This is a genomic window from Roseibium aggregatum (assembly GCF_014692675.1).
GTDB lineage: Bacteria > Pseudomonadota > Alphaproteobacteria > Rhizobiales > Stappiaceae > Roseibium > Roseibium aggregatum_C.
The window spans coordinates 70,798-94,280 of sequence record NZ_JABFCZ010000009.1 but is presented as its reverse complement, the minus strand read 5'-3'; the positions used below and the strand labels follow the sequence as shown (position 1 = coordinate 94,280).

The window sequence follows — 23,483 nt, the reverse complement described above, 5'->3', positions numbered from 1 at the left end:
ACGTGATCCGGACCGTTTCGCAAGGGTTTCGCACTTGTCGGGTCCGGCGCAGTTTGTCACTGTTGGCCCAAGTTTAGACAACCGTTTGACAAAGGATCGTTTCATGTCCGCATCCAACGTTGAAATCCGCCAGTTTTCCTGCCTGTCCGACAATTACGGCGTCCTGATTCACGATCCCGACAGCGGCACCACCATTGCGATCGATGTGCCGGACGCGGCCCCCTACCTGGCGGTTCTGAAGGAAACCGGCTGGAAACTGACCGATATTCTGATCACCCACCATCACTGGGATCACGTTCAGGGGCTGTCGGAGCTGAAGGAAAAGACCATGGCGACGGTGACCGGTCCGGAACGGTCGCGGGAGGTCATCACGGGTCTCGACAAAACGGTAGAGGACGGCGACGACATTCTTGCAGGGCCGTTCGAGATCAAGGCGATCGCGACGCCGGGGCACACGCTCGACCAGATCTCCTGGTACATCCCCTCTCTCAAGGTCGCGCATACCGGCGACACGCTGTTTTCGCTCGGCTGCGGCCGGGTTTTCGAAGGGGATATGGAAATGATGTGGGCCTCGCTGGACCAGCTGATCCGCAAGCTGCCTGCCGACACCACGATCTATTGCGGCCATGAATATACCGCCGCCAATGCGAAATTCGCCCTGACCATCGATCCGGAAAACGAGGCACTGAAGAAGCGGGCGGCAGACGTCAATGCCCTGCGGTCGGCAGGCAAGCCGACCCTGCCGACCACCATGGGTCAGGAACTGGCGACCAACCCGTTCCTCCGCGCCGACGATCCCGGCGTCCGGAAGAACCTGGGCCTGGAAGATGCGTCCGATGCCGAGGTCTTTGCCGAAATCAGGACGCGCAAGGACAACGCGTAATCCGATGCCGGGGCACACCAAAAGCGATTTGACCGCAGATCAGGTGGTCAAACTCCTCAATATGCAGCCGCATCCGGAAGGCGGGTTTTACGTCGAGACCTTCCGGGACGAAGTCACTGATGTAAACGGCCGGGCGGCCTCGACGCTGATCTATTTCCTGCTGCCGGAAGGCGTGACCTCGCGCTGGCACAAGGTTGATGCGGTGGAGACCTGGCACCACTACGCCGGCGCGCCGCTGGAGCTTTCCATCAGCACGGATGGCAAGGCGGTTGATGTCCTGACCCTGGGCGCCGATCTCGCTGCCGGCCAACGGCCGCAGGGCATCGTGCCGCGGGACGGCTGGCAGCAGGCGCGTTCCCTGGGCGCCTGGACCCTTGTCGGCTGCACGGTCGCGCCGGGGTTTCAGTTCGAGGGTTTCGAAATGGCTCCGGAAGGCTGGGAGCCGGGCCAAGGAACCGCTTGACCTCGCTCAATGAAAGATAGCGGCATTGGCGTAACCTGCCCGGACCGAAACGGGGGCGAGACGCCGATGAAACTGCTGTCTTCATTCATCATCGCGGCACTGCTGGCGCTGGGCACATCTAATGCGGCCTTCGCCTATTCGGGCGAATATTTCGTCACCTGTAATCTCAACCCATACGGCGACAATTTCCTGTCGCTCAGGACCTGCGGTTCGACCCGGTGTCCGGAAATCGCCCGGCTCGGGCCGGATACCTTCATGATTTCCACGGACCCTTACGGCGAGCGCGGCTGGCGGAATGTGATCGTCCTGAACAGCCTGCAGGACCAGAGCTATTCCGGCCCGCGCGGATGGGTCTATTCGAAATATATCTGCCCGGTCAGGTATTGAGGCAGGCGGCCCTGACCGGCGGTTTCTTGTCATTCCTGCGAAGGCAGGAATCCAGTAATCACAAAGGCTTGATGCTTGAATCCCGAGCTCACGGAGTGCTGGGTCCCGTTCTTGTCGCTTCGCTCCAAACCGGGATGACAACCTGAAATCGACGGGAGTCAGGCCAGCCCTGCAATCGCGTCGGCGAAATCCTTTGCCGAGAACGGTTCCAGGTCGTCGACGCCCTCGCCGACGCCGATGAAATGCACGGGCAGCTGATGCTTGGAAGCGATGGCGACGAGGATGCCGCCGCGGGCTGTGCCGTCGAGCTTGGTCATGACGAGACCCGTGACGCCGGCGACCTTGCCGAAGATTTCCACCTGGTTCAAAGCGTTCTGGCCGGTGGTCGCATCGAGGGTCAGAAGCACCGTGTGCGGGGCTTCCGGATCGTGCTTCCTGATCACGCGAATGACCTTTTCAAGCTCGTCCATCAGCTCGGCCTTGTTCTGAAGCCGGCCGGCGGTGTCGATCAGAAGCACGTCGACCGCCTTGTCCTTCGCTTCCTTCATGGCATCGAAGGCAAGGCCTGCGGCATCCGCGCCGGTGTCGCGGGCAATCACTTCCGCGCCGGTGCGCTGGCCCCAGATCTTGAGCTGTTCGACGGCGGCCGCGCGGAACGTGTCGCCGGCGGCGAGCATGACCTTCTTGCCCTCAGTGGCGAGCTTCTGCGACAGCTTGCCGATGGTGGTGGTCTTGCCGGTGCCGTTGACGCCGACCATCAGCACGACGTGAGGCTTTTTGCCGGTGTCGAGATTGAGCGGATGGGCAACCGGTTCCAGCACCTTCTCGACTTCTTCCGACAGGATGGAGCGAACCTCTTCGGGTTCGATTTCCTTGTCGTAGCGGCCCTGCGACAGGCGGTCGGTGATCGCCATGGCGGTATCGACGCCGAGGTCGGCCTGGATCAGCACGTCCTCCAGCTCCTCCAGCATGGTGGCGTCGAGCTTGCGCTTGGTGAAGATCGACGAAATGCCGTCGGTCAGCGCGGAGGACGAGCGGGACAGCCCGCTTTTCAGCTTCTGGAACCAGGAGCGTTTCGGCTTGTCGTCCGTCTCGGCCGGCGGTGTTTCCGCCGGCATCTCGGGAATAACGGGTGCTTCCGGAACCTCGGCCTCGGGTTCGGCCTGTTCGCTCAGGCTTTCGGAGAGGTCCGGCTCGAGCGCCTCCTCGGCGCCGATGCCGGTGAAAAGCGTTTCTTCCGCGACCGGCGGTTCGGCAGGCGGTTCGGTCAGGTCGGGCGTTGCATCGAAACCGGGTTCTTCCGGCTCCAGATCGGAGGCGGGAGCGTCGACGGCCGGGTTTTCGGCGGACGGTTCGAGGCCTTCGGCTTCAGGCGTCTCGTTCTTGTCCTTGCCGCTGAAAAGCCGTCCCAGGAATCCGCGCTTCTTTTCGCTCATTTCCCCGCCTTGATCTGTTTGAGCCGTCAGGCCGCCCTGGAAAGGACCTCGCCCAGGAGATGGCGGCCGGTATGTCCGGAAATCCGGGTGGTCAGGATCTCACCGGCGCTGCCGCCGGAAAGTTCCACTTGCGTGAATTGCTCGGTCCGTCCGAGGCCTTGCCTTTCGATCAGGACCGGCCGGACCTTGCCGACTTCGCCTGCCAGATGGAGACCGAGGACCTCTTCGCCCTTTGCCCTGAGCCGGGCGCCGCGTTCCTTGACCAGTTGGCGCGGCAGCTGCGGCATGCGCGCCGCCGGCGTGCCGGGCCGCGGTGAAAAGGGAAACACGTGCAGATGGGTCAGGCCGCACTCGTCGACGATCCGGAGCGAGTTTTCGAACATCTCTTCCGTTTCGGTCGGAAAGCCGGCGATGATATCGGCGCCGAAGACCACGTCCGGGCGCATGCGGCGCACGTCCTCGCAAAAACGGATCGTGTCGGCGCGCAGGTGGCGGCGCTTCATCCGCTTCAGGATCATGTCGTCGCCGGCCTGCAGCGAGAGATGGAAATGCGGCATCAGCCGCTCTTCCCCGGCAATCGCGCGCATCAGCTCCTCGTCGGCCTCGATGGAATCGATCGAGGACAGGCGCAGGCGCTTCAGGTCCGGCACCAGTTTGAGGATCTTGGCCGTCAGCGTGCCGAGCTTCGGCGTGCCCGGCAGATCGGCGCCGTAGGAGGTGATGTCGACGCCGGTGAGCACGATTTCGTTGTAACCGTTTTCCACCAGACGCCGGATCTGGTCGATCACCACCCCCATGGGCACGGACCGCGAATTACCGCGGCCGTAGGGGATGATGCAGAAGGTGCAGCGGTGGTCGCAGCCGTTCTGGACCTGGACGAAGGCGCGGGCGCGGCCTTCCAGCCCGTCGATCAGATGGCCTGCGGTTTCCTCGACGCTCATGATGTCGTTGACGCGCACCTTTTCGCTCGCCTCGATGCCGAAATCCGCGACACGGGCGTAGGAGTTCCGCTCCAGCTTTTCCGTGTTGCCGAGAACCAGATCGACCTCCGCCATTTCGGAAAAGGTCGCGGTTTCCGTCTGGGCGGCGCAACCGGTGACGATGATGCGGGCACCCGGATTGTCGCGCCGGGCCTTGCGCACGGCCTGACGGGCCTGGCGCACGGCCTCGTTGGTCACGGCGCACGTGTTGATCAGGACCGCGTCTTCCAGTCCTGCGGCTTCTGCCTCGCGCTTCATGACCTCGGATTCGTAGGAATTCAGCCGGCAGCCAAAGGTGACGACGTCAATGCTCATGAGGCAGCGGCCTCTTCGGCCGGGTCGCCCGGCGCGGTCCTGGTCCATTCAAGGGTGTCGAGATCGATGTCGCCCTCGAATTCCACTTCCGTCGGTCCGGTCATCAGGACGTGACCATCGCTCTCGCGCCATTCGATTTCCAGCGGTCCACCAGGCAGATGAATGGTCGACTTGCGCCCGGCCCTGCCGTCGCGCGCAGCCGCCACCGCTACGGCGCAGGCGGCCGTGCCGCAGGCGCGGGTCAGGCCGGCGCCGCGTTCCCAGACCTTCACCCGGATCTGGTTTTCGGCAAAGACATGGGCGAGCGAGATATTGGCGCCTTCCGGGAAGACCGGATGCCGCTCCAGAAGCGGGCCGACCCGCGAAAGGTCATAGGCTTCGATGTCGTCGACCCAGAAGATCGCGTGCGGATTGCCCATGTTGACGACAGCCGGCGTGTGCAGGATCGGCTCGTCTATCGGGCCGATCTGCAGCTCGATGGCGCGCGTGTCGGCGAATTCTTCGGCCAGCGGAATCTGGTCCCAGTTGAGCCGCGGCTTGCCCATGTCGACGGTCACCATGCGCGGCGCCGTGCCCGCAAAGGCATGCAGCAGGCCGGCATTGGTCTCGACGGAGGCGACGTCCTTGCCGGCCTCTTCCATCAGCAAGCGGCCGATGCAGCGGGTGGCGTTGCCGCAGGCATCCACCTGGGTGCCGTCGCAATTGTGGATCCGCATGAAGGCGTCGACGCCGGCGGTTGAGCGTTCCACCGTGATCATCTGGTCGAAACCGATCCCGCCTGTCCGGTCGCCGAGCGCGGCAATGACGTCGGGTGCCAGGCGCAACGGCTCGTCACGCGCATCCCAGACCAGGAAGTCGTTGCCAAGACCGTTCATTTTCAAAAATGGCCTGTGCGCCATGTCGGTTTCGTTTCGTCAAAGGATAAGGGGGTTCTGCCCTTTACCGGGCTTTCGTCCCCTATATGGCGGAAAGCCGGGCAAATTACCAGTGGGAGACGTATGTCAGGCTGAATTGCGTTAAAGGCCGACTGCTTTAAAGGCTTGTGGCGTTGAAGGTATCGCAGGCCCGGAGGTCGCCGGCCTTGAAGCCTTGTCTGAACCAGCGGACGCGCTGGTCGGAGGTTCCATGGTTGAAACTATCGGGAACCACATAGCCCTGCGCCTGTTTCTGCAGCGTATCGTCGCCGATCCGGCTCGCCGCATTCAGGGCTTCCTCGATGTCGCCTTCCTCGACGAACCCTTTCTGGCGGGCGGCGTAATGCGCCCAGATGCCGGCAAAACAGTCCGCCTGCAGTTCGACACGGACGGAGAGCGCATTGCCGTCCCGCTCGCTCATGGTGCGCCGCGCCTTCTGGTATTGAGGCAGAATGCCCAGCAGGTTCTGGATGTGATGGCCGACTTCATGGGCGAGCACATAGGCGCGGGCGAAGTCTCCGGGCGCGTTCAGCTGGCCGGCGAGCTGCTTGTAAAAGGACAGGTCGATATAGACCTTCCGGTCGGCGCCGCAATAAAACGGTCCGGTGGCAGCACTTGCATAGCCGCAGGCAGAGGGCACAGACCCGGAGAAGAGCACCAGCGTCGGCTCGGGATAATCCGCATTGTGCTGTGCCAGGATCTGGCTCCAGGTGGTCTCGGTATCGGCGAGCACGACGGAAACGAACTGGGCGCCCTCGTCATTTGCCGGCGTCTGTCGTGTTTCGGTGTCATGGGACGGGCTGTCGTAGCCGCCGCCGTCGAGCCCGTTAAGCAGCGTCAGCGGATTGATGCCGGTAATCCAGGCAATGACCAGAACCACCAGGATCCCGGTCAGGCCCAGTCCGCCGCCTCTTCGCGCCCGACGTCCCGACGGCAGGCGCAGGCGCGGCGTGCCGCCCCTGCCGCGGCGGTCATCGATGTTGCTGCTTTGGCGGCGGCCTTTCCAGCGCATGGGCGTTCTTCACCTGCATTCGGGATCGTTCCGTTCTGGATAGCAGGAAAGACGGGTGTCTTGAATTCAAAAAAGACGCAGCGTGAGATCGGTTACGGGCCGGAAACGGTCATGACGGCGCCAGGCTGAACCTTCGACAGGATCAGGCGCATATGCTCCGGTGAAACGGCGACGCAGCCTTCCGTCGGCGTGTAATCTTCCCGGGCGATGTGAAAGAAAATGGCGCTGCCCCTGCCCGGAACCGCCGGGTACATGTTGCAATCGAGCACGACGACGATGTCGTAAAGCCGGTCGTCCCGCCACATCTTCTCGTGGCTTGCGCCAAACGGCAGCTCCACCGGGCGGTTGTAGCGCGGATGGTCCGGGTCGTCGCACCAGCCGTCTTGCCGTTCCAGCTTCTCGACCGGCAAGGCGGTTCGCGGCCGGGACCGGCGGTCGGCGCGGTAGTAGACATTCAGAAGCTCAAAGGACCCCGCCGGCGTTGCCCCGTCGCCCTCACGCTTTGCGCGGGTAACGCCGGATCTCCCCAACGCACACGGAACCGTGATCCCACTAATGGTCAGCACGCCCCGGGTCGTTAACCACGGCAACTGGCGGACTTCCAAGCATTGCACGGCGTTTTTCATCTCTGCGCCCTTCGGATTCCCTGTGCCGGAGTGTCAGCGGCAAAGCCTTGATAAACCGGGTTTAAAGCCCGCGTGAACAAGAATTGACGAGTTGCCGCTTGTTTGTCGAAGATTTCCCTTTCACAAACACGTCACCACACCCATGTGTTATCTTGCCGCCGGCTACGGGGCGAAAAAGCTTGATTGGCGAGGACTTAGGCGATGACCGCGCGCACCATACTGATTGTCGACGATGATACCGAACTGCGCGAGGCGCTCGTCGAACAGCTGTCGCTTTACGACGAATTCGAGACTATCCAGGCCGATTCGGCCGCAAGCGGGATCGCGATGGCCAAGGAAGAGCATGTCGATCTTCTTCTGATGGATGTCGGCCTGCCGGATATCGACGGCCGGGAGGCGGTGAAACTATTGCGCAAGAACGGCTTCAAGGCGCCGGTCATCATGCTCACCGGCCATGATACCGATTCCGACACCATCCTGGGTCTGGAAGCCGGCGCCAACGATTACGTTCCCAAGCCGTTCAAGTTTGCCGTGCTGCTCGCCCGGATCCGGGCGCATCTGCGCCAGCACGAGCAGAGCGAGGACGCGACCTTTTCCATCGGGCGCTATTCCTTTCGTCCCGCTGCGAAACTCATGCTCGACGAGAAGGGTTCCAAGGTCCGGCTGACGGAAAAGGAAACCTCGATCCTGAAATTCCTGTACCGGGCAGGCGAAAAGCCGGTCACCCGGGACGTGCTTCTGCACGAGGTCTGGGGCTACAATTCCGGTGTCACCACCCACACGCTGGAGACCCACATCTACCGTCTCAGGCAGAAAATCGAGCGCGATCCGTCAAATGCGGAGCTTTTGGTCACAGAAGCCGGTGGATATAAGCTTGTGCCCTGACCGTGAAAGGTCGTAAATCTGGGGCATGAGTCTCGCACAAGATATCGCGTTATTGCAGAAAGTCCCGATGTTGTCGGATTTTGCCGACGAACAATTGCGCCTGCTTGCCTTCAGTGCGGAAAGCGCCGATTTCAGGGACGGTCAGCTGCTGTTCGACGAAGGCGACCGGGCCGACGGGGCCTTGCTCGTTGCCGATGGCGAGGTTGCCCTGCAGAAGAAGCGCGCGAAGAAGACCTTCGAGGATCTGGATGTCGCCGGCCCCGGCACGCTGCTCGGCGAAAGCGCCCTCCTGGTGGATGCGATCCGTCCGTGCCGCGCGGTCGCGATCGGCGATGTGCGCGTCATCCGTATCCGCCGGGCCCTGTTCAAGCGCATGATCATGGAGTTTCCCGAACTCGCCAGGCGCCTGTTCGAAGTCCAGGCCGCCCGATTCCAGACGACCGCCAATGCCCTGGCCCCGATTGGCGAGCGCATGGCGGACCTGGAACAGATCTCCCGATCCCGCGGCCTGCGCGGTTCCAGCGACAGCTGAGAGATTATCGATCTGCCGACGACGAGCCCTCTTCTGCATGAGCCGCCACCAGCTTCACCAAAGTCTGATGGAATTGCCTTTTAGCCGACGCGAGTGGATTGCCCGGACTTCGCCGTGCAATGACATCGCTGTGGATAGGTCTTTGCGCTTCCCCAATTCTGTCATCACCCGGCGAAGCCCCGGTGATCCAATCCACCTCGCCACATGTCGGGCGGTGGACCTGCGCTCAGGCCTTTGCGGGTCTGAGCTGGACAATGCCGCCAAGGAGCATGCGCAGCAACGGCAGGGATGCTACGGCGATACCGATAATTGCGACCCAGACGGCCGGGCGGATCGCCGTCTCGAGGTCGAAATTCGCCAGGAAAACCAGTTTGGGCGGAATGCCGGTGGCAATGGCGTACCAGCTATATTCCACGCCGGCAGTCAGCGCTGCGGAGATTGCTGCGCAAAGCCCAAGCACCCAGCTGCGGGAAATATCCAGTTTCGCAATGCCGGCGACCCGGTAGCTCATCAGCAGGATGAACAGTCCGGCCATAAGGGTCGGCTCCGTCACGTCCGACTTGGCCTGCATGAAGAAGTGGATCAGAGCGAGCACGCCGATCACATAGGCCAGCCGGTGCAGGAGGTTCCAGTTGCGTCCCATTCTGCGCACGGCCGCATCGAAAGAGGTCGCGCCGAGAGCGATCAGTCCGAGGAGCGCCGCAAAGCCGATGGTCAGATAGACGCGCAGCACGATTTCCGATGCCACCTTGCCCAGGTGCCAGTTTTCCTGGGCCGCGTAGAAGCCGAGATGCAACAGCGCATAGCAAAGCACGGAGACGCCGATCATCCGGCGGACACCGATTAGCCTGTTCCAGCCGAGAATGCGCCGGAACGGTGTGATTGCCAGGGAAAGCAGCAGGAAGCGAACGACCCACCTGCCGCTTTCGAGAAGGGCGTATTTGAAGGGTTCCGGACGCATGGGGCCGAAAATGAGATCGGCGAAGATCGCGACGGCCGGCACGAGCAGACCGATGAAAACCGCAAGCCGCAACGGCGAAAGCTGGCCTTTCCGGTCGGTCCAAGGCGCAAAGCGGAGTGGGGTCGAAGCGACTGTCATGCCCTGCATTTAGAGGGCTATGAGCGAATTTTCACCTAACGCCTGTTCAAGCCTCGGTGATGGCCGGGTGTTCGGCAACCGTTTAAAATCAAAAGCTGGACAAAGCAGGGCTCCCGTCTCCCCCCTTGGGGAGATGTCCGCAATAGCGGACAGAGGGGGGTGTTGGACCTCGCGGCGTATCGCGACGCGGGAGCGTGACGTTCGCTTCGTAACCCCCCTCTGTCACCTGCGGTTGTGCATCTCCCCCTCAAGGGGGGAGAATGGAGCAAGGGGGGCAGCTGTTTCTAAGTTACCCAATCCAATCAATGACGAAATCGGGCATTGTCGCCGAACTCAGGCCCAGGGGTGGGCTTCGGCCATCTTGGATTCGTAAGCGTCGATCTTCGGCGCCTTTTCCATGGTCAGGCCGATATCGTCCAGGCCGTTCATGAGGCAATGCTTGCGGAACGGGTCGAGTTCGAACGCGATCTCGCCGCCGTCCGGACCCTTGATCACCTGGTTTTCAAGGTCGATGGTCATGGTGGAGTTGGAGCCGCGCGAGGCGTCGTCCATGAGCTTTTCCAGCTCCTTTTCGGAGACCTGGATCGGCAGGATGCCGTTCTTGAAGCAGTTGTTGTAGAAGATGTCGGCAAAGGACGTGGCGATCACGCAGCGGATGCCGAAGTCGAGAAGCGCCCAGGGTGCGTGCTCACGCGAGGAGCCGCAGCCGAAGTTGTCGCCCGCGACCAGGATCTTCGCGTTCCGGTAGGCTGGCTTGTTCAAAACGAAATCCGGGTTTTCCGAGCCGTCCTCGTTGTAGCGCATCTCGCTGAACAGCGCGGTGCCGAGACCGGTGCGCTTGATCGTCTTCAGGTACTGCTTCGGAATGATCATGTCCGTGTCGATGTTGATGATCGGCAGCGGTGCTGCGACACCGGTCAGCGTTTCGAACTTTTCCAAGGCGATTACTCCAGTGGTTTCTTGTCGTTATTCGGCCCGTTCCTGCGCTCAGGCGGCCAGGCTGGTTGCCTCGTCGACGCCCAGCATCAGGTTGAGGTTCTGCACGGCGGCGCCGGACGCGCCCTTGCCGAGATTGTCGTAGACGGCGATCAGGCACGCCTGTGCCCGTGCGTCGTTGGCAAAGACATGCAGGCGCATGTTGTTGGTGTCGTTCAGCGCTTGCGGATTGAGCTCCGGCATCCGGTCGAGCGGGGCAAGCGGTGCGACTTCGACAAAGCCGCCGGAAATACCGGCGAAATGGTCGGCGATGGCCGCATGCAGGTCCGCGCCGGTCGGCACCTTGTCAAGCGTCGAGAGCTGCAGCGGCACGCAGGTCAGCATGCCCTTGTAGTAGTTGCCCACCGACGGCGTGAACAGGGGCGTGGACGTCAGCGCGGAATAGCGCTGCATTTCCGGCAGATGCTTGTGATTGAAGGTCAGCCCGTAGGGAGCGTAGACATTCGCCGCCGCTCCGGCTGCCTCATAATCGGCGATCATCGACTTGCCGCCGCCGGAATAGCCGGAAATGCCGTTATAGGTCAGCGCATGGTCGGCAGGTAGCAGGCCGGCTTCGACAAGCGCGCGCACCAGGGCGATCAGGCCCTGGGGCCAGCAGCCCGGGTTGGTCACCCGCTTGGCCGACTTGATCTTCGCGGTCTGGTCCTTGTCCATTTCGGCAAAGCCGTAGACCCAGCCATCGGCCACCCGGTGGGCGGACGAGGCGTCGATGATCCGGGTGGTGTCGTTTTCAATCAGCGACACGCTTTCCCGCGCGGCATCGTCCGGCAGGCACAGGATGGCCGCGTCGGTGGAATTCAGGAGATCCGCGCGGGCGCTCAAATCCTTGCGCAGGTGGTCCGGGATCGACAGGAGTTCGATGTCCGTGCGCGTGGCGAGGCGCTCACGGATCTGCAAACCCGTCGTACCTGCTTCGCCATCAATGAATACCCGCGCGACCATCGTCCCGGCTCCCTCTCCTGTGTTCCTTGCGAAAACCCGTGCCTCATACACCCAATCGGTGAAAATGTCACCGCTATTAGGCTTGCGCGAACTCAACGGGCCATTGAGTGATACTCATGATTGGGCCGCATGTCGGTTGCCGCCGCGACCCGGTTGGTCATGTTGAAGAAGGCGGCGACGGAGGCGATGTCCCAGATGTCCCGGTCGGTGAATCCGGCGTCGCGCAGCGCTTCGCGATCCGCATCCAGGATTTCCGCCGGCCGCTCGGTAAGCTTGACAGCGAAATCAAGCATGGCACGTTGGCGTTTGGAAAGATCGGCCACCCGGTAGTTCATCACCATGAGTTCGCCGAGGACCGGATCTCCGGAAAGTTCACGGACGGCGGCACCATGAGCGGTCAGGCAATAAAAACAACGATTGACGGAAGATACCGCAACGGCAATCATTTCACGTTCGAGTTTCGACAGTCCGCATTCCGCCAGCATGAGGTCGTTATACATGTCCGTGAAGGCTCTGAGCTTCGTTTCGTCGAAGGCATAGGCTTTCAGAACATTCGGAACCAGGCCGAGTTTCTCCTGGCACAGATCGAAATAGGCCTGTGTCTTCTCGCTCAGCGGTGCGGTGGCTTCAATATCCAGAGCCGTCGGTTTGTCCGTCAAGTTTTATCTCCCGGTCGCAGACGTTGTTTTAATTCGGTTCATCATATCAGATTAGCATGGGCTTCCCGAAAGGGATAAAAATACAAAGGGGTTGGAAATGCCGGAGTCGCGCGAAGCAGAGAAGCTGCAACTTATTGAAAAAGTGCATGCTTCTCTCGCGAAGGAAGATCAGGCGCTTGCCGATTTCGCAGATGCCTTTTTCGCCCGCGGTGCCGCGGAAGACCTGGTCGCCTATACCCATGAAGAGCTGTGCGGGTTCGCGCGGCTGGCGTGGCGGGACTTCCAGTCCCACGACCTCGGCACCCACCGTGTAAGCATTTCCAATCCCGCATTCGATGCGCCGGGCGAGAAAGCGGGCGAACTGACCGTTGTCGAGGTCGTCAACGACAACATGCCGTTCCTGGTCGATTCCGTCATGGACGAACTGCAGGAAAGCAAGCTTGAAGTCCACCTCGTGCTGCATCCGACCTATATCGTCGAGCGGGACAAGAAGGGGAAGCTCAAGTCGGCGGTTGCGCCGAAGCGGAAGGCAAAGCACTCGGACCGGCAGGAAAGCCTCATTCATATCCATGTCGCCCGCATCGATTCCGAAGAAGCCAGAGCCGCCCTGGAAGAGCGGCTCAACCTGGTTCTCAAGGATGTCCGTTCCGCGGTCCGGGACTTCAAGCCGATGCAGGATCGCCTCTTTGAGGCCATCGATGCCTACAAGACCACCGGAACCGCCAGCAGCAATGACGAGATGTGGGAAGCCATTCATTTCCTGGAATGGCTGGCGAAGAACAATTTCATTTTCCTCGGGATGCGCGAGTACAAGTTCGACGGCAGCGTGGAAGGGGGCGAACTTTCGCCTCATGAGGGAACGGGCCTGGGTCTCCTGGCCGATCCGGATGTCCGCGTTCTGCGCCGTGGATCGGAATTCGTCCAGATCACGCCGGAAATCCGCGAGTTCCTGCTGAAGCCGGAACCGCTGATCATCGCAAAGGCCAATGTGAAGAGCCGGGTTCACCGGCGGGTTCACATGGATTACGTCGGCGCCAAGATTTTCGATGACGACGGCGCCATGGTCGGCGAATTGCGCATTGTGGGCCTGTTCGCATCCACCGCCTATACGGAACCGACCAGCACCATTCCGTTCCTGCGCCGGAAGGTCGCCAGCGTTCTGGCCCGGGCCGGCTACGATCCGGACAGCCATTCCGGCCGGGCGCTGATCAACGTGATGGAAGGGTTCCCGCGCGACGAGCTGTTCCAGATCGACAGGGACACCCTGTTCGATTTCGCGATCGCGATCCTGCAGCTCGACGAACGCCCCCGGATCCGGGTCCTGCCGCGCGCCGACAAGTTCGACCGCTATGTCTCGATCCTGTGTTTCGTGCCGCGCGACCGGTACACGACCGAGGTGCGTCTCAACATCGGGACCTATCTTGCCGGGGTTTACGAAGGCCGGCTATCGGCCTGGTACGTCACTTATCTGGAAAGCCCGCTGGCACGGGTGCATTTCATTGTCGGCCGGTACAAGGGCAAGACGCCGGAGCCGCCCCAGGCCGAGCTGGAACGTGCGGTCGCCGACCTGATCCGGACATGGCCGGACAGCCTGCGCGATGCGATGCGGACCCGGTTCGATCCGGTCACGGCGCGCCAATTGGCGGAGCGTTATGCGCTTGCCTTCCACGGCGGCTACAAGGAGGTCTACAACTCCGAAAGTGCGCTCTCCGACGTGGTCAAGATCGAGGCGCTGTCGGAAGAACGGGATACGGCGGTTACCTTTCTGCGTGCCGAAGGTTCGAACGCCAACAGGCTGTCGCTCAAGGTCTATCACCAGGGCGCGCCGATTCCGCTTTCCGCCCGCGTTCCGCTTCTGGAAAACATGGGCTTCAAGGTCATCAACGAGCGGACCTACCGGATCACCCCCACCGACAGGACGCTTTCCTATCTGCACGAGATGACGCTTGAGGCGAGCCGCGGGAGCGAGATCGATTTTACCGCCGATCTGAAGGAACGCCTGGAGCGTCTGTTCATGGCCGTCTGGCAAAGCCGGGCCGAAAACGACGGCTACAACGGTCTGGTCCTGACGGCGGGTCTCGCCTGGCGGGATATCGCCGTGGTTCGCGCGCTTTCCAAATACCTGCGGCAGGCGGGCGTCCGGTTTTCGGAAGACTACATGTGGACCACGCTCAACAGTTACCCGGAGATCGCGGCCAAGCTGGTCGAGCTGTTTCATCTGCGTTTCAACCCCGGCACGGACGGCGAAGACCGCACCCTCGGCACCGCCCGCCTGGAAAGCGAAATCAACAATGCGCTGGAAGCGGTTTCCAGTCTCGACGACGACCGGATTCTGCGCCGGTTTCAGAACGCGATCGATTCGGTCCTGCGCACCAATTTCTACCAGCTGGACGACGCGGGCCAGCCGAAGCCGACCTTTGCGTTCAAGGTGGAGTCGCGCAAGATCACCGATCTGCCGCAGCCGCGTCCGTTCCGGGAAATCTTCGTCTACAGCCCGCGGGTGGAAGGCGTGCATCTCCGGTTCGGGCGGGTCGCCCGCGGCGGATTGCGCTGGTCCGACCGGCCGCAGGATTTCCGCACCGAGGTTCTGGGTCTCGTCAAGGCGCAGCAGGTCAAGAATGCGGTGATCGTTCCCGTCGGGGCGAAGGGCGGCTTCGTGCCGAAGCATCTGCCGGAAGGCGGCGACCGGGAGGCGATCTTCAAGGAAGGCACCGAAAGCTACAAGATTTTCATCAACGCGCTGCTCGATGTCACCGACAACCTGGTGGACGACAAGGTGGTGCCGCCAAAGGACGTCCAACGCTACGACGACGACGATCCCTATCTGGTCGTCGCCGCCGACAAGGGCACAGCCACCTTCTCCGATACGGCCAACGGGATTTCGGAAGGCCGGGATTTCTGGCTTGGCGATGCCTTTGCCTCCGGCGGGTCGGCGGGCTACGACCACAAGAAAATGGGCATCACCGCCCGCGGCGCCTGGGAGGCGGTCAAGCGGCATTTCCGCGAAATGGACTGGGACATCCAGACCGAACCGTTCACGGCGGCGGGTGTCGGCGACATGTCCGGCGACGTCTTCGGCAACGGCATGCTCCTGTCCAAGGTCACCCGGCTGGTGGCGGCTTTCGATCACCGGGATATCTTCATCGATCCGGATCCGGACCCGGCAACCTCCTGGGTGGAGCGCAAGCGCCTGTTCGACATGGGCCGGTCGTCCTGGCAGGACTACGACACGTCGCTCATTTCCAAGGGCGGCGGGGTGTTTTCCCGGTCCGCCAAGTCGATCGAGCTGTCGCGCGAGACGCAGGAATTGCTCGGCATTGCCCGGGCCAAGGCCACACCGCAGGAAGTCATGTCGGCGATCCTGCGCCTGAAGGTGGACCTGTTGTGGTTCGGCGGGATCGGCACCTATATCCGCGCGACGACCGAGACCGATGCCGATGCGGGCGACCGGGCCAACGACCCGATCCGGATCGTGGCGCCGGATGTCGGCGCCAAGGTGATCGGTGAAGGCGCCAACCTGGGTCTGACCCAGCTGGCGCGCATCGAATTCCACCGCAAGGGCGGGCGCTGCAACTCCGACGCCATCGACAATTCGGCCGGCGTCAACTCCTCCGACATGGAGGTCAATATCAAGATTGCGCTGGGCGCGGCGGTCAAGGCCGGCAAACTGTCGATCGAAGAGCGCAACGCGCTGCTTGCGCACATGACCGACGAAGTGGCCGCCCTCGTCCTGAGAAACAACTATCTGCAGACGCTCGCCCTATCCATGACGGAACGTCGCGGGACGGAGGACTTTGGCTTCCAGGTGCGCATGATGCGCCGGCTGGAACAGGCCGGCCTTCTGGACCGTCAGGTGGAACAGCTGCCCGACGAGGCGACCCTGGCGGAAATGGTGAAGACCGGCCAGACGCTGACCCGCGCCGAACTCGGTGTCCTGCTCGCCTACGCGAAGATCACGCTCTACGACGAACTGCTGGAAAGCACGGTACCCGACGACGACTATCTGGGCCTTGAACTGTTCCGGTATTTTCCGGACGAAATGGCCAAGGCCTACAGCGACGAGATCAGCGGACACCGGCTGCGGCGGGAAATCATCGCCACCATGCTTGCCAATTCGATGGTCAACCGCGGCGGCCCGACCTTCCTCACCCGGCTGAAGGATCAGACCGGCGCGACGACACAGGATATCGCGAATTGTTTCGTCGCCGTCCGCAACAGCTTCGACCTGACGGATCTCAACAATCAGATCGATGCGCTGGACACAAAGATCGACGGATCTCTTCAGCTTGAACTTTATGCCAAAGTCCAGGACCTCCTTCTGGAACGGGTGCTCTGGTTCAAGCGCCACGTGTCCTTCGAGCAGGGCATGGCCGATGTGGTCGACCGCTTCAGTCGCGGCATTGCCGACCTGCGGCCACGCCTCAAGACGGCCGTCAGCGAGGCGCTGGCCGAGTCTCTCGATGCGGAAGCCCAGCGGTATCTGGAGGCAGGTGTTCCGGAGGCGCTGGCGCAACGGATCGGCTGGCAGCCGGTCGAGATTGCCATTCCGGACATCATCATGGTGGCGGAGGAAACCGAGGCGGAGCTTGACGTTGCCGCCAAGGCCTTCTTCGAGGTCGCGGAATTCTTCCACATCGAGGACATGCATTCGCTGGCGCGCAATCTGATGCTCAACGACTATTACGACGGTCTTGCCCTCGACCGGGCCCGGTCCGCGCTGGGTTTCGCCCATCGGGATCTGTCGGTTCAGGCGATCGCTGCCGGCGGTTTCGAGACTTGGCTCTCGACCCATGAAAAGGTCGTCGAGCGGACCATCCGAACCGTCAACGAAATTCTGGATGGCGACCTGACCGTGTCGAAATTCTCCGTGGCGGCAAGCCTTCTGGCCGAGGTCTCCCTCTAGGGCTGTCTGCGACGGGCACGTTCCCTTTTCTGAAGGTTTGATCGCATGGATGTCATGGGCAAAGGGGCGGGCCGCCTTGCCATTGTCTCATGGGCGTTGTTCGACTGGGCGGCGCAGCCGTTTTTCACATTGATCACGACCTTCGTCTTTGCGCCGTATTTCGCCTCCGCGCTGGCCGCAACACCGGCCGAGGGTCAGACACTGTGGGGATATGCAACGGCCGCTGCCGGTCTCTCCATTGCGGTCCTGGCTCCGGTCCTTGGCGCGGTTGCCGATGCGACGGGACACCGGAAACCCTGGATTCTTGCATTCTCCGTTCCCTTTGTCGCGGCCTGCCTGATGCTCTGGTATGCAGCGCCCGGCGAGCCGTCGGGTATCACGACCGCTCTTGTGGCCTTCGCGATCGCAACCCTGTCGATCGAGTTCGCGACCGTCTTCAACAACGCCATGATGCCCGACCTGGTGCCGCCCGGCCGGATCGGACGCCTGTCCGGGACCGGCTGGGCGACGGGCTATGCGGGTGGTCTCTTGAGCCTCGTCGTGGCGCTCGGTTTTCTGGCCGCCAACCCGGAAACCGGGCATACGCTTTTCGGCCTGAAGCCGCTGTTCGGACTCGATCCGATCACCCGCGAAGGGGACAGGGCGTCGGGCCCGTTTTCAGCGCTCTGGTATATCGTCTTCGTGCTGCCGTTGTTCCTGTTCGTGCCGGATGCGCCGAAAAAGGCGCGGCTCGGGCCTGCGGTGCGGGCAGGTCTTTTCAATCTTGCACGGACCTTCCGCGATGCCCGGGACAACAAGGTGCTCTTCACCTTCCTGATCGCCAACATGATCTACAAGGACGGGCTGGTCGCGCTTTTTGCCTTTGGCGGGATCTATGCCGCCGGCCAGCTCGGATGGGGCTCGATCCAGATCGGCAGTTTCGGAATTCTGCTGACGATCACCGGCACGATCGGCGCGGTTATCGGCGGACGGATGGACGACGCCTACGGCCCGAAGGCGGTCCTCTTCGGCGCGCTGGGCATCCTGATCGTCTGCGGGCTGGGTCTGATTTCCATCGACCGGGACACGGTGCTGTTCGTGATACCTGCGGCTCCCGGCGCGCCGGGCAGTCTTTTCAGCTCCCTGCCGGAGCAGATGTTTCTGGCGCTTGGCGCCCTGATCGGCATGGCGGCCGGCCCGCTTCAGTCGGCGTCGCGCAGCCTGCTGGTCGCGCTCGCACCGAAGGAGCAGATGACACAGTTCTTCGGACTGCTTGCCCTGTCGGGCAAGGTGACCAGCTTTCTGGCGCCGCTGTCGGTCAGCCTGATGACAGCGTGGAGCGGCAGCCAGGCGGCGGGCATGTCCGTCATCCTGGGTTTTTTCGCCGTCGGCGGCGTGCTTCTGTTCCTGACAAAGGAAAACCGCGCCGCCTGAAACCAGACGGCGCGGTTCGTATTCGACAGGAGGTAGCGTCCGATCAGTGGCGGAAGTGGCGCATGCCGGTCAGCACCATGGCGAGACCGGCTTCGTCGGCCGCCGCGATCACCTCGTCGTCGCGCATGGAGCCGCCCGGCTGGATCACCGCAGTGGCACCGGCTTCTGCCGCAGACAGCAGACCGTCCGCAAAGGGGAAGAAGGCGTCGGAAGCGACCACGCAGCCCTTGGTGAGCGGTTCGGCAAGGCCGGCCGTTTCGGTTGCGTCGAGCGCCTTGCGGGCGGCGATGCGCGCGGAATCGACCCGGCTCATCTGACCGGCGCCGACACCGACCGTGGCGCCGTCCCTGGCGTAGACGATGGCATTGGACTTGACGTGCTTGGCGACGCGGAAGGCGAATTTCAGGTCGGCCAGTTCCCGGTCGCTCGGCGACCGTTTGGTCACGACCTTGAGATCGAGATCGTCGACGACGCCGTTGTCGCGGGACTGGGCAAGCAGGCCGCCTGCGACCGACTTGACGAACAGGCCCTTGGCGCGCGGATCGGCAAGGCCGCCGGTGAGCAACAGGCGCAGGTTCTTCTTGGAGGCGATGATTTCCTGCGCGGCTTCGTCCGCGTCCGGCGCGATAATCACCTCGGTGAAGATCTTGACGATTTCCTCCGCTGCGGCCGCATCCAGGGTCTTGTTCAGGGCGACAATACCGCCGAACGCCGATACCGGATCGCAGCGCAGGGCCAGTTCGTAGGCGTCTTTCAGGGTTGCCGCTTCGGCGACTCCGCAGGGATTGGCGTGCTTGATGATCGCAACGGCGGCGGTGCGGGCCGGATCGAATTCGCTGACCAGCTCGAAGGCGGCATCCGTGTCGTTGATGTTGTTGTAGGACAGCGTCTTGCCCTGGATCTGGCGGGCGGTCGCGACACCCGGGCGGTCTTCCCCGGTCTTGTAGAAGCCGGCCGTCTGGTGTGGGTTCTCGCCGTAGCGCATGACTTCGGCAAGCTTGCCGCCAACCGCGCGATAGGCCGGCGTTTCCTCGCCGAGTTGGTCGGCCATCCAGTTGGAGACGGCCGCGTCATAGGCGGCGGTACGTGCAAACGCCTTCAGGGCGAGCTTCTTGCGCAGCTCGATCGGCGACTGACCGCCGTTTTTGTCCAGTTCGGCGATTACTTCTTCATAATCGGCCGGATCGGTCACGACCGTGACATAGGCATGGTTTTTGGCGGCCGCGCGGGTCATGGCCGGGCCGCCGATGTCGATGTTCTCGATGCCGGTGGCATAATCCGCACCCTTGGCGACGACATCCTCGAAGGGATAAAGATTGCCGCAGAAAAGGTCGATGCCGGTGATGCCGTGGTCGGCCATGGCCTTCTGGTGATCCGCATCGTCACGGATCGACAGCAGGCCGCCGTGGACCGCCGGATGCAGCGTCTTCACCCGGCCGTCCATGATTTCCGGAAAGCCGGTGACCTCGGAAATATCGAGCACGGTCAGCCCGGCGTCCTTCAGGGCCTTGTAGGACCCGCCGGTGGAAACCAGTTCCACGCCACGATCTGCAAGAGCCTTTGCGAAGTCGATCAGTCCGGTCTTGTCGAAGACGGAAAGAAGCGCGCGCTTGACGGGAACGAGCGGCGGAACTGGGACGCTTTTGGAAACAATGGCCATCGATTTGCCTCGTGAGGTGGGATTTGGCGTCGCCCTATCACGAAAGCCGGCAAACCGAAAGTCGCCTGATGCTCTATTCGAAGGGAAGCTCGGCTTCTTCCTCGATTTCCATTTCTGATGCTCGGGGTTTGGCGACCGCGGTCCTGCGGAATTGCCAGGCCTGGGAGGGTGCATCTCCCAATCGGCCCGACAGCACGATCTGCATCGTCTTGCGGTGGCCGTAGACGTCGGACAGGTAGATGGATTCTTCAAGGGTCAGTTCGGCGCCCGGCGCATCGAATTCCCAGGCCTCGCCGTCGCGGCAGATCAGAAGCACAGATGTTCCGCTGCGCAGCAGGTTGGCGCGCACCTGCGGATGCAGATGGAAGCGGATCGCATAGGTATGGCCCGGATCGACCGGTCCGGCCGGCGTGAAGATGTCGATGCCGTCGAGGACGGTTCCGTCGCCGGCCAGCCGCAGGTCCCGGGCGTGGATTACGCCGAATTCCTTGACATAGCCGTCATGGGATGCGGCGACGTGAATGCCAGTTTCCTCGTCGGAGCGTTGGACTTCGACTGATTTCGGTCCGGAAATGACGGGGGCACCCAACCAGTGGCTCAGGTACCTGTCGGACAGGAAGCGGCAGGAGGAGGTATCGTCGATCGTCGCCGTGGAATGGGCGGCGGTGGATCGGCTCACCCGGCGCCAGATCTCGTCCGATCTGGGCGACACGCCGCAATTGACGACGATGCGGTTGAGATGGCTGGAAAATTCAAAGGAAAGGCAGCCGGCGTGCGCGTCTTCGCTCAGCAACAGGTCGGGCGGTTTGCCCGTGTCTGCGATCACGACCGTATCGCCGCCCATAAGGCGCTGGTAACCGGAATGGGGTGCATTCGACGGCGCCGCGCCGCGGGCGTCGTCGTAGGCCATGATCGTCGCCACAAGGTCGCTGGGTGTGGATCCCATGCCGTTGAAATGGGCGAAGGCGCCATCGCCGTGGCGGAAGAACCGCATCATCGGCATCATCCGGTCGACCGACTGGAGCATCGTCGCCGGCAATTCCAGCCCTTGCGACACCAGCGCCTGGCGGACGGGCAAAAGATCGGTGAGGATGTCGATAATGGCCCTGGGATTGCGGGAAATATGTCCGCCGTCGGGAAGGATCTGTTTTTTCAGCTCCTGATCGAGGCGGCGGATCGCCTGGCGGATATACCGCCCCTGCCCTGCCATGGAAACGCTGGCGGCGGTAATGGCGATGGCGACATGAAGCTGCTCGACGCCCTCATTGACCTCGTTGATCGTCTTGCGCAGGAATTTGACCTGCCGTCCGAGGGAGCGCAGGAAACGCTCGTAGAAATGATGGTCGCCGTCTTCCAGGAGAAAGGGCGACTGGGCGAGCCAAGACATGACCCGCCTGGCCACGACCGGGGTTTCCCAGCCGATGGCATGGCGCCGGCCGCAATGCTTGATCCAGTCGTCCACAAGCGCCCGGGCGTTCTGCCGCGCGACCTGGCTGTTGGAGGCTCTCAGATCGCGCAGCCAGCCGAAACTGTGCAACTCGCGCTGCCAGTCGGGGTGGGCGGGCATGATTTCAAACGGAGAGCGGCCCTGGGTTTCGATCAGGTGGCCGGAAAACAGAAACCGTCCGCCATAGATATCGGCGGCATTGGTGGCATCCGTCGTGCGCAGATCCTGGGGGGCAATCGTCAGGCGCTGCGGCACGCCGGTCAGAGGCTGCAGACGGAAGAGCGGTCCGCCGTGGATCCATCTCAGCCCGCGCTGCCACGCATAGTGCGCCATCAGCCGCCAGATGCGGCTTTTTTCCAGGACGGCATCCATGGTCACCGAAGGAACCCGCCATAGGTATGAACGCGCGCGCGAATACTGAAATCCCTTTCAAAGGAGGCTTATACGAAGCGGTAAGGTTATCAAATCATTTCAATTATGAGCGAACGAACGGTTTAAGTGCCGTTAAAACCGTTTCAATCGTGCGGCAAAAAAGCCGTCCAGACCGCCGGCGATGTTTTCCGTGTCGGTCAGATGGCAGGGCAGCGTTCGCAAGTAGCCTTCCGGGGTGATGCACTGGGAAAGCCCGCCGATTTCTTTCGGGAGGACCGGGACCACCTCGAAACCCGGCACATCCGACAGGAATGCACCGATCTGGCCCTCCCCTTCCGAACGTTCAAGGGAACAGGTGCAATAGACCAGCAGGCCGCCGGGTTTCAGCCAGCCGGACACCCGGCGCAGGAGCTCTGCCTGGATCTCGGCAAGTTTCTCGATGTCCCCGGGCCGCTTGATCCAGGGCACGTCCGGATGGCGGCGGATCGTTCCGGTCGCGCTGCAGGGTGCATCGAGAAGAATGGCGTCGAAAGGTTCGGCCGGTTCCCATTCACGCAGATCCGATGCGACGATTTCCGCCGTCAGGTTCAGCCGGGCGAGGTTTTCACTCACCCGTTTCAGGCGGCTTTTGGAAATGTCGACAGCGATCACGTTTGCGCCGGCCGCGGCAAGTTGCGCCGTCTTGCCGCCTGGCGCCGCGCACAGGTCTGCGACCCGTTTGCCCGAGATGTCGCCCAGAAGCCGCGCCGGCAGGGAGGCGGCTGCGTCCTGCACCCACCAGGCGCCGGCTTCGAAGCCCTCCAGCTTGTCGACGGCGCCTTTCTTCGACAGCCGCACCGTTCCGGCCCCGACGACGGCTCCCCCGAGGCGCTGGGCCCAGGCTTCCGGGTCCTGTTTGACGGTGAGATCGAGTGCGGCTTCCCGTTTGTGGGCGCTAGCAATCGCGCGGGCCTGGTCTTCGCCGTAGGTTTCTGTCCAGCTTTCGAACAGCCAGTCAGGCGTGTTCAGCCGGTCCGCATCGAGGTCGGAGGTGATATCCTCCCGTTCCCGTCCGAGCCGGCGCAGGACGCCGTTGACGAGGCCCTTGTACGGCCGGGCGCGCTTGTCGGTGGAGGCGTGATCGACGGCCAGCGAAACGGACGCCCGGTCGGGAATGTCGAGATAGAGCATCTGGGCGATGGCGACATGGAGAATATCGAGCACGCGTCCGGTTTTTTCCGGGATATCCCGGTCGAGCAACCGGGTCAGGATTTCGGAAATCTCACCCCTGTGGCGGAGGGCGGCGCCGATGATGGCCCGCACCAGGGACCTGTCGTTGGCGGCCAGCGCCCGAAAACCGGAATGACCGGAAACCGTGTCCAGTTCGCCGTCGAGCGGGCGGTGCTTGTGGACCACATTGCCGAGAATGTCCGCTGCGACCTTTCGCGCGGCAAATCCGGGTTTTTCCGGTCTGTCAGCGCTTTTTTGCGCGCCTTGTTTCTGTTTTGGACGGGGAGGCTTTGCCAAGGGTGTTTCCGGTTCGTGCGATAAAAAGAGAAGCGCCGCGACCGATTGCCGGC

General features: G+C 62.4%; 19 protein-coding genes. 7 read left to right on the top strand and 12 right to left on the bottom strand.

Translation table 11 applies throughout. The features are described 5' to 3' along the window. Positions 1-103 precede the first annotated feature (103 nt). The 3 genes from gloB to HK439_RS09540 all read left to right on the top strand — a co-directional run bounded on the left by gloB (position 104) and on the right by HK439_RS09540 (position 1,733). Positions 104-883 (top strand): hydroxyacylglutathione hydrolase, encoded by a 780-nt coding sequence (gene gloB / locus HK439_RS09550; protein WP_190291177.1) that lies wholly within the window; start codon positions 104-106, stop codon positions 881-883. A gap of 4 nt (positions 884-887) precedes the next feature. Next, positions 888-1,346, top strand: a complete 459-nt coding sequence (locus HK439_RS09545; protein WP_190291176.1) for a cupin domain-containing protein — start codon at positions 888-890, stop codon at positions 1,344-1,346. 66 nt (positions 1,347-1,412) lie between these two features. Then, positions 1,413-1,733: a hypothetical protein gene (locus tag HK439_RS09540; protein ID WP_190291175.1), complete on the top strand. Its 321-nt coding sequence runs from the start codon at positions 1,413-1,415 to the stop codon at positions 1,731-1,733. Between the two features lie 158 nt (positions 1,734-1,891). Here HK439_RS09540 and ftsY read toward each other — a convergent pair whose 3' ends face one another. The 5 genes from ftsY to HK439_RS09515 form a co-directional block, all read right to left on the bottom strand. Next, complete coding sequence (gene ftsY, locus HK439_RS09535; RefSeq protein ID WP_190291174.1) at positions 1,892-3,169, bottom strand: signal recognition particle-docking protein FtsY; 1,278 nt, start codon at positions 3,167-3,169, stop codon at positions 1,892-1,894. Between the two features lie 26 nt (positions 3,170-3,195). Next, positions 3,196-4,464, bottom strand: coding sequence for a tRNA (N(6)-L-threonylcarbamoyladenosine(37)-C(2))-methylthiotransferase MtaB (gene mtaB / locus HK439_RS09530; protein WP_190291173.1), 1,269 nt, complete (start codon positions 4,462-4,464; stop codon positions 3,196-3,198). Beyond that, positions 4,461-5,363 carry a diaminopimelate epimerase gene (gene dapF, locus HK439_RS09525; protein WP_190291172.1) on the bottom strand — a complete coding sequence of 301 codons (903 nt, stop codon included), beginning with the start codon at positions 5,361-5,363 and terminating at the stop codon, positions 4,461-4,463. Before dapF ends, mtaB begins: the two co-directional genes overlap by 4 nt. 133 nt (positions 5,364-5,496) lie before the next feature. Further along, complete coding sequence (locus HK439_RS09520) at positions 5,497-6,390, bottom strand: neutral zinc metallopeptidase (protein ID WP_190291171.1); 894 nt, start codon at positions 6,388-6,390, stop codon at positions 5,497-5,499. Between the two features lie 92 nt (positions 6,391-6,482). Next, positions 6,483-6,956, bottom strand: a complete 474-nt coding sequence (locus HK439_RS09515) for a L,D-transpeptidase family protein (RefSeq protein ID WP_328804128.1) — start codon at positions 6,954-6,956, stop codon at positions 6,483-6,485. Positions 6,957-7,217: 261 nt separating this feature from the next. Here HK439_RS09515 and HK439_RS09510 point away from each other — a divergent pair, with 261 nt between their 5' ends. Both HK439_RS09510 and HK439_RS09505 read left to right on the top strand, forming a co-directional pair. Next, a complete protein-coding gene (locus tag HK439_RS09510; RefSeq protein WP_190291169.1) occupies positions 7,218-7,901 on the top strand; it encodes a response regulator transcription factor in 684 nt (227 codons plus the stop codon). A gap of 67 nt (positions 7,902-7,968) precedes the next feature. Beyond that, positions 7,969-8,433: a cyclic nucleotide-binding domain-containing protein gene (locus HK439_RS09505; RefSeq protein ID WP_209011682.1), complete on the top strand. Its 465-nt coding sequence runs from the start codon at positions 7,969-7,971 to the stop codon at positions 8,431-8,433. Positions 8,434-8,659: 226 nt separating this feature from the next. On the opposite strand, the gene HK439_RS09500 is transcribed toward HK439_RS09505, so the two are convergent. From HK439_RS09500 to HK439_RS09485, 4 genes are all read right to left on the bottom strand, one after another. After that, a complete protein-coding gene (locus tag HK439_RS09500; RefSeq protein ID WP_209011681.1) occupies positions 8,660-9,532 on the bottom strand; it encodes a sulfite oxidase heme-binding subunit YedZ in 873 nt (290 codons plus the stop codon). 333 nt (positions 9,533-9,865) lie between these two features. Continuing rightward, a complete protein-coding gene (leuD, locus tag HK439_RS09495) occupies positions 9,866-10,471 on the bottom strand; it encodes a 3-isopropylmalate dehydratase small subunit (protein ID WP_190291166.1) in 606 nt (201 codons plus the stop codon). Between the two features lie 48 nt (positions 10,472-10,519). Further along, positions 10,520-11,470, bottom strand: a complete 951-nt coding sequence (argC, locus tag HK439_RS09490) for an N-acetyl-gamma-glutamyl-phosphate reductase (RefSeq protein ID WP_190291165.1) — start codon at positions 11,468-11,470, stop codon at positions 10,520-10,522. Positions 11,471-11,562: 92 nt separating this feature from the next. Then, on the bottom strand, positions 11,563-12,129 hold the full coding sequence (locus HK439_RS09485; RefSeq protein WP_190291164.1) for a peroxidase-related enzyme: 567 nt from the start codon (positions 12,127-12,129) through the stop codon (positions 11,563-11,565). A 97-nt stretch (positions 12,130-12,226) separates the two neighbouring features. Here HK439_RS09485 and HK439_RS09480 point away from each other — a divergent pair, with 97 nt between their 5' ends. Together HK439_RS09480 and HK439_RS09475 are read left to right on the top strand one after the other, a co-directional pair. After that, positions 12,227-17,032 (top strand): NAD-glutamate dehydrogenase, encoded by a 4,806-nt coding sequence (locus tag HK439_RS09480; RefSeq protein WP_190291163.1) that lies wholly within the window; start codon positions 12,227-12,229, stop codon positions 17,030-17,032. A gap of 45 nt (positions 17,033-17,077) precedes the next feature. Then, complete coding sequence (locus tag HK439_RS09475; RefSeq protein WP_190291162.1) at positions 17,078-18,445, top strand: MFS transporter; 1,368 nt, start codon at positions 17,078-17,080, stop codon at positions 18,443-18,445. A gap of 43 nt (positions 18,446-18,488) precedes the next feature. On the opposite strand, the gene purH is transcribed toward HK439_RS09475, so the two are convergent. The 3 genes from purH to rsmB all read right to left on the bottom strand — a co-directional run bounded on the left by purH (position 18,489) and on the right by rsmB (position 23,430). After that, on the bottom strand, positions 18,489-20,105 hold the full coding sequence (purH, locus tag HK439_RS09470; RefSeq protein WP_190291161.1) for a bifunctional phosphoribosylaminoimidazolecarboxamide formyltransferase/IMP cyclohydrolase: 1,617 nt from the start codon (positions 20,103-20,105) through the stop codon (positions 18,489-18,491). A gap of 73 nt (positions 20,106-20,178) precedes the next feature. Beyond that, a complete protein-coding gene (locus HK439_RS09465) occupies positions 20,179-21,924 on the bottom strand; it encodes a heparinase II/III family protein (protein ID WP_235987743.1) in 1,746 nt (581 codons plus the stop codon). Between the two features lie 132 nt (positions 21,925-22,056). Continuing rightward, on the bottom strand, positions 22,057-23,430 hold the full coding sequence (rsmB, locus tag HK439_RS09460; protein WP_235987730.1) for a 16S rRNA (cytosine(967)-C(5))-methyltransferase RsmB: 1,374 nt from the start codon (positions 23,428-23,430) through the stop codon (positions 22,057-22,059). Between the last annotated feature and the right edge of the window lie 53 nt (positions 23,431-23,483).